The organism is Paraclostridium bifermentans, from assembly GCF_019916025.1.
GTDB lineage: Bacteria > Bacillota > Clostridia > Peptostreptococcales > Peptostreptococcaceae > Paraclostridium > Paraclostridium bifermentans.
On the sequence record NZ_CP079737.1, the window covers coordinates 3,175,724 to 3,187,470 of the forward strand.

The 11,747-nt window shown below is 29.2% G+C and carries 12 protein-coding genes; 1 reads left to right on the plus strand and 11 read right to left on the minus strand.

The features are described 5' to 3' along the window. Window positions 1–49: 49 nt before the first annotated feature. The 6 genes from KXZ80_RS15375 to tilS all read right to left on the minus strand — a co-directional run bounded on the left by KXZ80_RS15375 (window position 50) and on the right by tilS (window position 6,986). A complete protein-coding gene (locus KXZ80_RS15375) occupies window positions 50–820 on the minus strand; it encodes a type III pantothenate kinase (protein ID WP_021429492.1) in 771 nt (256 codons plus the stop codon). Between the two features lie 17 nt (window positions 821–837). Beyond that, complete coding sequence (locus KXZ80_RS15380) at window positions 838–1,434, minus strand: ECF transporter S component (RefSeq protein ID WP_021434237.1); 597 nt, start codon at window positions 1,432–1,434, stop codon at window positions 838–840. A gap of 157 nt (window positions 1,435–1,591) precedes the next feature. Beyond that, the gene (locus KXZ80_RS15385) at window positions 1,592–2,551 is read right to left on the minus strand and encodes a P1 family peptidase (protein WP_021434238.1); all 960 of its coding nucleotides are present in this window, start codon (window positions 2,549–2,551) and stop codon (window positions 1,592–1,594) included. After that, entirely contained in the window at window positions 2,544–3,521 is a 978-nt protein-coding gene (locus tag KXZ80_RS15390; RefSeq protein ID WP_021434239.1) for a biotin--[acetyl-CoA-carboxylase] ligase, read from the minus strand. The genes KXZ80_RS15385 and KXZ80_RS15390 overlap by 8 nt, the downstream gene beginning before the upstream one ends. A 65-nt stretch (window positions 3,522–3,586) precedes the next feature. After that, window positions 3,587–5,566 carry an ATP-dependent zinc metalloprotease FtsH gene (ftsH, locus tag KXZ80_RS15395; protein WP_021434240.1) on the minus strand — a complete coding sequence of 660 codons (1,980 nt, stop codon included), beginning with the start codon at window positions 5,564–5,566 and terminating at the stop codon, window positions 3,587–3,589. Between the two features lie 31 nt (window positions 5,567–5,597). Next, window positions 5,598–6,986 carry a tRNA lysidine(34) synthetase TilS gene (gene tilS, locus KXZ80_RS15400; RefSeq protein ID WP_021434241.1) on the minus strand — a complete coding sequence of 463 codons (1,389 nt, stop codon included), beginning with the start codon at window positions 6,984–6,986 and terminating at the stop codon, window positions 5,598–5,600. 266 nt (window positions 6,987–7,252) lie between these two features. Here tilS and KXZ80_RS15405 point away from each other — a divergent pair, with 266 nt between their 5' ends. Beyond that, window positions 7,253–7,951 (plus strand): polysaccharide deacetylase family protein, encoded by a 699-nt coding sequence (locus KXZ80_RS15405; protein ID WP_021434242.1) that lies wholly within the window; start codon window positions 7,253–7,255, stop codon window positions 7,949–7,951. Window positions 7,952–7,982: 31 nt separating this feature from the next. Here KXZ80_RS15405 and KXZ80_RS15410 read toward each other — a convergent pair whose 3' ends face one another. The 5 genes from KXZ80_RS15410 to spoIIR all read right to left on the minus strand — a co-directional run bounded on the left by KXZ80_RS15410 (window position 7,983) and on the right by spoIIR (window position 11,706). Then, window positions 7,983–8,405, minus strand: a complete 423-nt coding sequence (locus KXZ80_RS15410) for a DUF1934 domain-containing protein (protein WP_021434243.1) — start codon at window positions 8,403–8,405, stop codon at window positions 7,983–7,985. A gap of 59 nt (window positions 8,406–8,464) precedes the next feature. Next, window positions 8,465–9,274, minus strand: coding sequence for a glutamate racemase (gene murI / locus KXZ80_RS15415; protein WP_021429466.1), 810 nt, complete (start codon window positions 9,272–9,274; stop codon window positions 8,465–8,467). 17 nt (window positions 9,275–9,291) lie between these two features. Next, complete coding sequence (locus tag KXZ80_RS15420; protein ID WP_021434244.1) at window positions 9,292–10,359, minus strand: D-alanine--D-alanine ligase; 1,068 nt, start codon at window positions 10,357–10,359, stop codon at window positions 9,292–9,294. Between the two features lie 128 nt (window positions 10,360–10,487). Then, the gene (locus KXZ80_RS15425; RefSeq protein WP_021434245.1) at window positions 10,488–10,985 is read right to left on the minus strand and encodes a cell wall hydrolase; all 498 of its coding nucleotides are present in this window, start codon (window positions 10,983–10,985) and stop codon (window positions 10,488–10,490) included. A gap of 58 nt (window positions 10,986–11,043) precedes the next feature. Further along, window positions 11,044–11,706 carry a stage II sporulation protein R gene (gene spoIIR, locus KXZ80_RS15430; RefSeq protein ID WP_021434246.1) on the minus strand — a complete coding sequence of 221 codons (663 nt, stop codon included), beginning with the start codon at window positions 11,704–11,706 and terminating at the stop codon, window positions 11,044–11,046. Between the last annotated feature and the right edge of the window lie 41 nt (window positions 11,707–11,747).

The window sequence follows — 11,747 nt, forward strand, 5'->3', positions numbered from 1 at the left end:
TAATCTTATCATAAAAAAGGAACTGGATGTAAAATCCAATTCCCTGTTACTATTCTTTATTTTTATTGTAAATAATTTTTAATCCCTCTAGGGTTAAATTTTTATCTACACAATCTATACTATCAGTTTCTGATGCTATCAATGATGAAAGTCCTCCAGTAGCTATTACTTTTATATCGTCATTTCCTAATTCCTTTTTCATCATAGCTATAATCTTGTCTACTAATCCTACATATCCATATATTATCCCCGATTGCATAGCTGAAACTGTATTTTTACAAATTGTCATTCCAGGTTTTAACAGTTCAACTCTAGGAAGTTTTGATGCTCTTTGGAATAAAGCTTCACTTGATATCTTTATACCCGGCGCTATAGTTCCACCTAAGTATTCTCCCTTTTCTGATATTGCACAAAATGTTGTAGCTGTTCCAAAATCTATTATTATCATCGGTGATTTATATTTTTCTATAGCAGCCACAGCATTTACTATCCTATCCGCTCCTACTTGTTTAGGGTTATCATATTTAATATTTAATCCTGTTTTTATACCAGGTCCAACTATTAAAGGTTGTTTATTGAAATATTTCACACAGAAATTTTCAAGTGAATGCATAACATTAGGTACAACTGATGATATTATTATATCTTTTATTGAATTTTTGTCTACATTATCATATTGAAATAAATTATTTATTAACATCCCATATTCATCAGATGTTTTTGCTTTATCCGTACTAATTCTCCAATAATTTTTTAACTCTGTTCCCTCATATATACCTAAGACCATGTTTGTATTACCAACGTCAAATACTAAAAGCATCTACTCTAACCTTCTTTCTATTTTTTGCTTTTCTTTAGTATAGCTACAACTCCTGATACTACTAAAGCTCCAATTATAGCTTCGGGGATTCCATTAGTAGTAGCAATACCTAATATTACAGCTCCAGCCGTGGATGTGTCTCCTCCTATAGCTTCTACGTATCTTTGTGCATATAAGAAATATACCATTCCTAAAACACCAAATGTATTTATAAGAGAACCTATCAGTCCTGAAAAAGCACCTGCAACTGATGTTTTTTTCATTATTTTAAACACACCTTTATATACATAGAATGACACAATTCCCATTATAACTCTAGGTAGTATAGATATAAAAGGATTCATAAATACAAATGAAGTTGGTTTTGGCATTGTAATAGCTCTTATAAAGCTTGTAAATCCAAAAATCAATCCTATTATTCCACCTACCACAGGCCCTTCTATTATAGAACCTATTATTACAGGTATATGCATTATAGTTGCATCAATGGGTCCAATTGGTATAAATCCTAAAGGTGTCATTGATAGCATTATCGATATGGCAGATAACATACCTATTATCGCCATTTGTCTAACATTTATTTTCTTTCTTGTTTGAACCTGTGTTTTCATCATAAAATATACCTCCGTTCCAGCTCTTTATAGATGCCGGACTTTTTGTTTTTAACTAATCAATTATCTATACAATAAATCAGTCAGGCTCCTATTTTTTTATGGATGCCAGCTGCAACAAAACAATTTTATCAATATGAAATAACATTGTCAATAATTCTTATTTCAAATTAATTTCATTATACGATAGTATGTTATTAGTTTTTGAGGCATTTTTTATTGCGTTTATTACACTTTTTTCCACTACTTCACTTGCAATTGAACCTAATAATGTTATATCTGTTTCAACTTCGCCAGTTGCTAATGTAAATATAGTATCTCCATCATGAGGGGTATGTATAGGGAATATAGATTTAGCAAAACCATTATGAGCCATTTGTGATATTTTTTTACATTCAGCTTTTGATAATTTAGCATTTGTTATAACTGCACCTATAGTAGTATTGTCTATATTAAAACCACCTTTATTAACACCTTTCTTCATTAAATCATAAGTATTTAAAAAATCAGTTTTATCATCATTTAAAACACCAGCTATAACTTGTCCATTTTCATATACATCACCAAATGCATTCACAGCTATAATCGCAGAAACCACCAATCCATTGTCTAATTTAATTGAATAACTTCCTATACCTCCCTTTGTACAAAACTCACTTCCTCTTATCTTTCCAACTGTAGCTCCACATCCAGCACCATAATTTCCTTGCTTAAGTTCAATATTATTAGCTACTTGGCAAGCTTTATATCCCATTTCTATATTTGGTCTACATTTAGGATCGCCTACTCCTAAATCAAATAAAACCGCACCAGTAACTATAGGAACTTTTGCTACTTCAACATCAAACCCTATTCCTTTTTCTTCTAGATATCTACTAACCCCACATGTAGATTCCAGTCCAAATGCAGAACCTCCTGATAACACAATAGCATGGACTTTCTGAACCATATTTATAGGATCTAATAAATCAGTTTCTCTAGTTCCTGGAGCTGAACCTCTAACATCAACTCCACAAACCCCTCCATCTTCACATATAATAACGGTGCACCCTGTTAATCCTTCTTTATCCTCTACCTGTCCAACTTTTATACCTTTTACGTCTAAAATATTATTAAACATACCCATGTTCTCCTCTTATAGAAACTTCTCCAGATATAATTTCTTTTAATTTTCCATTTTTATCTTTAACTACTAAGTCTCCATTTTCATTTATATCTATACAAGTAACCTGTTCTTTAACATTATTTTTTATGGTATATATTTCTTTACCTATAATCGCAGAACAATTTTTGCATACATCTAGAGTAGAACTTTTATCATTTTCATTTATATACGAATTATACTTTAATTCAAATTCACTAAGTATATTTCTAACAATATCAACTCTTGATATTTCATATCCTTCTCTTTGTATTGATGTTGCAATATTCCCTATCTCTTCAGGAAAATTAATAGTTTTTACATTTATTCCAATACCTACCACAATATAATTAACTCTCTCAATCTCCGCTGAAAGCTCTGTTAGTATCCCACAAGTTTTCTTTCCATTTAATATAATATCATTAGGCCATTTTATAGTAGCGTCTACACCTAAGTTTCTTAGTGCTTTAACTATACTCGCTCCAGCAACTAAAGTTATAAAGGGAGCATCCATAGGAAGTATATTCGGCTTTAGAATTATGCTCATCCATATTCCTTCATGTTTTTCAGAGTGCCAACACTTTCCTAATCTACCTCTTCCACTTACTTGTTCTTCACTTAAAATCACAGTTCCATCTATAGCTTCGTTAGCTATTGACTTAGCATAGTTATTTGTAGAATCTATAGAATCAAAATGTATTATTTCTTTTCCTATGAACTTAGTTTTAAGATTATGTAGTATGTTTTCTTTACTTAAAATATCATTTGGTGATTCTTTTAATCTGTACCCTTTTTTATTAACCGACTCTATTTCATATCCTTGTTCTTTTAAAACATTAATATGCTTCCATACAGCTGTTCTAGAAATTCCTAATTGTTTTGAAATTTCTTCTCCTGATATAAATTCTAAATCACTATTTAATAATAAATTAACAATTTTTTCTCTCAAAATAACACCTCTATCTAATTAATAATTAAAGTAAAGGCTAGGGAAAACCCTAGCCTCATTTTTTATTACTCATCTATTTGATCTTTGTCATTATCTACATTATTGTTATTGTTAGCATCTACATCCTGAATTTCATCTTTCTTTGTCTCTTTAAAATCAACTTCAATAGCATCTTCTTTATTGATAGTTTCTTCTGTTGCAGCATTTTCTAATTTAGGATCTAATGATAACTCTTTATTAAATGCTTTTATAAACTGATCTGCATCTAATGTTTCGTATATTAATAACGCTTGAGCTACATATTCTAATCTATCCATATTATCAGTTAATAATTGTTTAGTGTTTTTATAAGCCACATTAACGATGTCTTTTATTTCTTTATCTATTTCAAATGCAACTTCTTCAGAATAGTTTCTCTTGCTACCTATACTATTTCCTAAGAATACTTCTTCTTCTCCATCTCCAAATGTCATAGGTCCTAATTTAGAACTCATTCCATATTTTGTAACCATTTGTCTAGCAGTTGCTGAAACTCTTTCTAAATCGTTTGAAGCTCCTGTAGATATATCATCTAAAGTTAACTCTTCTGCAACTCTACCACCAAGTAAAACAATTATGTTTTCTCTCATTTCATTCTTAGTAGCATAGAATTTGTCTTCAACTGGAAGTTGCATTGTAAATCCACCAGCTCTTCCTCTAGGAACAATTGTTACTTGATGGACAGGACTTACATGTTTAAGAACATGTGCACATACAGCATGACCTGCTTCATGATACGCTGTTAACTTTCTTTCTGGTTCACTTATAACTCTAGATTTTTTAGCAACACCTGCTATTACCTTAGTTATAGCTTCCTCTATAGTTTCCATATGGATTTTCTTTTCTCTTTTTCTAGCTGTAAGTATAGCAGCTTCATTCATTAAGTTTTCTATATCTGCAGGTGTGAATCCTGGAGTTCTTCTTGCAAGAACTTCAATCTTAACATCCTCAGCTAACGGTTTATTCTTAGAATGAACCTTAAATATAGCTTCTCTACCTTTTACATCCGGTGCTCCTACAACCACTTGTCTATCAAATCTACCAGGTCTTAAAAGTGCTGGGTCTAATATATCAGGTCTATTTGTTGCAGCCATTATTATTATACCTTGGTTAACACCAAATCCATCCATTTCAACTAGTAATTGGTTAAGAGTTTGCTCTCTTTCATCATGGCCTCCACCAAGACCTGCACCCCTTTTTCTACCAACCGCATCAATCTCATCTATAAATATTATAGCTGGAGCATTTTTCTTTGCGTCTTCAAATAGAGATCTAACCCTTGAAGCTCCTACCCCAACAAACATTTCAACGAAATCTGATCCACTTATACTAAAGAATGGAACTCCCGCTTCTCCTGCAACTGCTCTTGATAAATATGTTTTACCAGTCCCTGGAGGTCCAACCATTAATATACCTTTAGGTATTCTAGCTCCTAAATCAATATATTTTTTCGGGTTTTTCAAGAAATCAACAACTTCTTGTAAGTCCTCTTTTTCTTCATTAAGTCCTGCTACGTCTTTAAATGTAACTCTTGTTTTATCATCATCCTTATGAACTTTTGCTTTTGATTTTCCAAAGTTCATAACTTTTCCGCCTCCACCTTGAGACTGATTCATAAATACAAACCATAGTATTAATACAAAGAAAAGCATAAGTAGCGATGGTATTATATCAAAGAACCAAGGAGTTGTTGGTTTTGGTGCCCCAATTAATTGTAATTTACCTTCGTTAGCTTGTTTTAATAATTGATCTGCAAGCTTTTCTGATTGAATCTCTTGTGGTATGTATGTTTTAAACTTTTTATTCGTACTCTTTATAGTTCCCTCTATAACCGTGTCTTCTACAATCTTTATACTAGATATGTTTTCTTTCATAAGTTCTCTGTAGACACTTGAAAACTTCATTTCTTCTACTTTCTCTGTTGGACTACCTGAGAACTGTACTATCCCCACGATAATTATAAATATAAGTAGATAGAAACCTGCTCCCTTTAAAATCTTATTCAAAAGAAGCCCTCCTTTCGTAAGTTGTTTTAATTTATAGTTTCTTAAAGGTAATCTTTAAGACTTCTTTTGTATTTGCATCAATTTTATAATTTTCACTAATCTTATAATCTCCAACACAAACTACTTCTTCATTATCTACCAACACAGGAATTTTACTTCTTTCTTCCCTAGGTATCTTCAAATCTATGAATAAACTTTTTAATTTCTTGCTTCCTCCAGCAAGTTTTATTTTATCCCCAGATTCTCTATTTCTTACTACTATCCCTCCTTTAAATTTATCTAAGTCAAATCCTTTAGAGGATTTATCAGCTTTCATACTTTTAAATCTTTCAACACTCATTGTTTTAGTTTCTATAAAGACTCCAGTCTCTTTTATTTTTATAACTCCATCTTTAGGAACGTTATAATTAAATTCGAAATCTTCATATGTTATTTCTTCATTTGTAAATAATATACTATCATTGTTTCTATATACAAACAAACCTCTAGGTAAAACTAATTTTTTATTTATTTTATCTTCATTCTCTAAATCAAATACATCTTCTATATGCTTTTGATCTACAAAATTAGTATCTCCTAAAATATACTTAATAGAATTTCTAATTATTCTACTTTTTATTGCTTTGTGTAAATCCATATATTTATCTAATATGATTTCAACACTTGTATTATTATTTAATTTTGAAACCTCTTTAAACTTTTTATTTCCTTCTTCTTCAATATAATCATTATCTAGCTTTAAGTTATTACCCATCCTACATATAGATTCAATCACATTAGTATTAAAATTTTCTTGCATATAAGGAATTAAATCTAATCTTATTTTATTTCTAGTATATATGTTTTCTAAATTTGTACTATCTATTCTCGGATTTAAATTATATTCTTCACAATATGCTTCTATACTACTTCTTTCTATATCAAGAATAGGTCTAATTATAGTTTCATCTCTCTTATATTCAATACCTTTTAATCCTTGTAATCCAGTGCCTCTCATCATTCTCATAAGAATAGTTTCAGCTTGATCGTTTAAGTTATGTCCTATTGCTATTTTATTTGATTTAGTTTTTTGTTTTATCTCATAAAACATTTCATATCTTAATTTTCTAGCACCTTCTTCTATTGATAATCCATTTTTTTTGCAATATTCAGGCACATTTATTGATTTAACAAAAAATTTAACACCTAAACTATCACATAATTGAGATATATACATAACATCCTTTTGTGCTTCTATACCTCTTATTTGGTGATTTAAGTGTGCTGCATATATGGAAATATCGTATTCTTCCTCTAGTTGCTTTAATATATGCAATAAACACACAGAGTCTGGTCCTCCTGATAGACCTAATACTATTTTATCACCCTTTTGTAATAAATTATATTTATTTATAGTACTTCGTACTCTATCTACTATCATAAATCATACCTCTTATACTTAGTTTTTTGACTCAAGTATACTTTCTATAAAAACTTCTTAAATCCTTGTATAAATTATTTTATTTTAAAACCTTGTTAAATAATATAATACCAAATAAATTAATCCAGGGGTAGTTTTTTTACATACATTTAATTCCATCAATACAAAATTCACATTACTTAAATATAATTAAAATAATATCATACAATAAGAGTATAAAATACCATTTTACAAAATTAATTTTTATTAAGTAAGGAGTAATCAAAATGAAAAAAATTTTATCAGTTTTAATTACATCATTTGTATTTGTATCTTTTATTTCAATTAATTCCCATTGTTTAGAAAACACACAGGTCGATAAAAAGACTGCTTATATTACATTTGACGATGGTCCAAATAAAAATACTCCTGAAATATTAGATTTATTAAGCAAGTATAATATGAAAGCAACTTTTTTTGTCTTAGAAGATAGAATAACCTTATATCCCGACATCGTCAATAGGATGCTTAGAGAAGGTCATTCAATAGGCTTGCATGGTCAAAGCCATGAAAAAGCAGTATTTTATTCTTCTGGTTCATCTGCTTTAAACGAAATTAATAATACAAGACATACACTGAAAGATTTAACAGGTTACGATACTAAACTAGTCAGAGTCCCTTATGGTAGCAAACCCTACCTAACAAAAAATCAATACGATAGTTTAGTCAACTCTGGTTATAATCTTTGGGATTGGAGCATAGATAGCACAGATACACATAAAAATGCAACTGTATCATCTATAGTTTCTAACACTAAAAACTACTTAAGTGAATCTGGAAACTCAGTTATTTTGTTTCATGACAAACAAACAACTGTAAAAGCTTTACCTAGTGTATTGGAGTATTTAAAAAATAATAATTATGAAATTAAAGTCATAGACCAAAATCAAACTCCAATGAATTGGTGGAATAGAAATTTCTATTAATTTTAAAAGCTGACTAATTATTAGTCAGCTTTTAATTAAGCTCCTCCGCGTTTATACTCACTTTATTTATTCCTTCAAACAATCCAGCTATACACATATTATACTCTATATTTAACTGTATAGATTTATTTAATTTGTTTATTTCTAGTTTTTGAGTATTTATTTTTATATCAAATAATCCTTGAGGAGTTCTATATTTAGTTATTGTCTCTGATCCTTGAACAAACTTCATATCTGATTTAACAGCTCCAAATCTTTTTATAAAAACTTCATTTTCTGAAATTTTTATCGTAGTTGTTACATGAACGGACCCCTCTTCTAATTCTTCTTTATACACTATATATATATCATTATTTTTCTCATACATACTTCCTTTAGATGTAACTTCTATTAAATCTTCATTACCTAAATTATCGTATTGTTTTGTATGCATAGATATATTTACATCTATCATATTTAACCTCCATAGTAATATAAACCTTAGGTTAAATCCACCTAAAGTTTATACTTCAACTAATATTTTTGAATTTCAACTTGTTCTATATCCGTTATTTCTCTATTAAGAAACTCTTTACCTATAGATGCAAACCTTTCAGGTATATCAGATACATAATATTTATAGTATCCTTCTTTATCTACATTAGTATTTAACAAATTATTTTTAGTTAAAACATCTTTTAAATCTTTAGCTGTTTCTCTAGCAGGATTTACTAAAGATATTTTTCCTTCTAATACTTTGTTTATAGTTCTCTTTAAAAGCGGATAATGAGTGCATCCTAAAACTAGCGAATCTATATTTGAAGCCTGTAACTCTTCTAAATATTTTTTAGCTGTTAATTCTGCAACTTCCGTATTTGCCCATCCTTCTTCAACTATAGGAACAAATAATGGGCATGCTTTCCCAATTATTTTTATTTTATCGTCTAACTTATGAATTTCGCCCTCATAAGCTTTCGAATTTATAGTTCCTTCTGTTCCTATAACTCCTACAACTTTGTTTTTAGTAGTATAGGCCGCTGTTCTAGCTCCAGCTTCTATAACACCTATTATCGGTATATCATATTTCGCTTGTGCTAGTTCTAAACTTCTAGCTGTTGCTGTATTACAAGCTATTACTATCGCCTTAACACCTTTAGATATTAAAAAGTTAATAGCTTGAAAAGTATATTTAATAACTGTTTCTTTAGATCTTGATCCATAAGGAACCCTAGCTGTATCTCCAAAATACACTATATTTTCACTAGGAAGTATACTAGTTATTTCTTTTAAAACTGTAAGTCCTCCTAATCCCGAATCAAAAACTCCAATTGAATTATTATTCATCTAACATGCACCTTCTTCTATTGTCTATCCTCTATAGCTAATTTTATTAAATTGTCTATAAGGTCAGTGTATTGTATTCCTGTTGCATTCCAAAGTTTTGGATACATACTTATATTCGTAAATCCTGGTAAAGTATTTATTTCATTTATATAAATTTCTCCATCCTTTTTATCAACAAAAAAATCTACTCTAGAAAGACCTTTACCATCTATAGCTTTAAAAGCATCTATAGCCATTTGTCTTATTTTTATCATAGTTTCTGCATCAATACTAGCAGGTATTTCTAGCTTAGACACTCCATTTATATATTTATCTTCATAATCATAAAAATCTTTTGCAGGGATTATTTCTCCAGCTATTGATGATTTCACTTCATCATTTCCTAAAACAGCAACTTCAATTTCTCTTGCATCTATACCTTGTTCTAATACTATTCTTCTATCATACTTTAAAGCTTCATTTATTCCACTTAAAAGTTCATTTCTATTAGATACCTTTGATATGCCTACACTAGAACCCATGTTAGCTGGTTTAACAAATATAGGATAATTTAAAGTTTGCTCTATTCTATCAAGCTCATCATTCTTACTTATATCAAATTGCCATTTAGTTGTATAAGTATAATTTACTTGAGGTAATCCAATTTGAGTAAATACCTTTTTACATATAAGTTTATCCATACCTACACTAGATGCTAAAACACCGCATCCAACATATGGAATATTGCTTATCTCAAATAGTCCTTGTATCTTTCCATCTTCTCCATAAGGTCCATGAAGTACAGGGAATAAAACATCAATATGCTTAAAGCTTCCATCATTAAATTCTATACCTACTTTAGAGTTTCCATTAGGTATTAAATTAATTTTAACAGTTTTATCCGCTAATTCTTCCCATTTTCCATTGGCTATATTTTCTGCAGAACCACTATAATACATCCATTTTCCGTCTTTATTTATTCCTATTGTGTGTGTATCATATTTTTCTTTATTTATATTCTTAAATATAGATGAAGCTGAAATTCTTGAAACATCATGTTCACCGGATTTCCCACCGAAAATTAATGCTACACTTAATTTTCTCATCTTATTTCACCCTTCTAATTTAATTTGTATTTTTATAATTATATGCGTTTTTATTATCTAAGTGATTATTATAGTTCATTTAACAAAAAAAATAAAGGAGTAGTTACTCCTTTATTTTTAATATTTATCTATTTCGCAAATACATGATTTCCTATTCTTTTATATGGATCTAGTTTTTTAATCCAGTTGCAAGTTGAAATTTCCGGATTCCAAAAATATATTGCTCCACTCGTAGGATCACTTCCATATAAAGCTTCTCTAGCTGCTTTATATGCACTATCTGTTGGATCATTATAAATTTCTCCATTATCTACTACTGAAAATGCATTTCTTTGATAAATAACATCTTTTATATTATCTGGAAATCTAGGATCTAAAACTCTATTTATTACAACTGCCGCTACGGCAACTTGTCCTTGATATTCTTCTCCTCTAGCTTCACTAGACACTAGTTTGGATAATAAATACAGTTCATCATTTGTAATACTTATAACTTCTTTTGGTTCTGATTTATCTTCTTTATTATTGCTAACGAACTTATTACTTTCAATTCTATAGCTATTTTGTGTATTACTATCAGCAAATACACTATTACTATTAAATGTTAAAATTAGCAGAGTACACATCGCTAAAAAGAACTTGGTGTGATACTTCATGTCGTAAAATCCACTCCTTTAAAATATATTATTTCTTATTAGACTTTAAATCCTCTAGTATTTCTAATATTTTAAATTTGATTTTTTTATTAGATGCCTTTTCAATATTTTCTCCTGATATCAACTTATATTCTTCATCTGTTAATACCTTTTTTAATTTTTCATCTGTCTCTTTATCTATAACACCATTATTTTCGTCAACAAAGCATAGCGGAGGAAACATTACACACCACCAATTCCTACCTTGTCCTTCACCTATAATGATTCTTAAAGCTTTATACTCTCCTGCTGGTAAAACTATATTTGAATATTGTTTTGCAGGAAAATTAGTATATTCAAGATTAACCTTCACTTCATAAGTATACCCATTTTCCTCAATAATATTTTTAGATATTTTTTCTAAGTTTTTTTTCTGAGATAAAATTATTTTTTCACTTTCCTCAATACTATTTGATTTTTTTAACATCGGTTGTAAATATTTAATGACTTCATCTCTTACTTTCAATTTTAATGCCTGATCTTCATCACTATCACTATTTGCTAAAACATGAAATCTTATTAATTTATCTTTATAATTGCTTGAAACTCTTTCAACTTTATTTACTTCCCCAAAAATATATATAGTACTCATTATAATCATAGTTATTAATAAAACACTTAACCCCAATATTCTTAACTTTATCCTTTTCATAATATATATCCCCCTAATATATTTTAATATCTTGATTATCT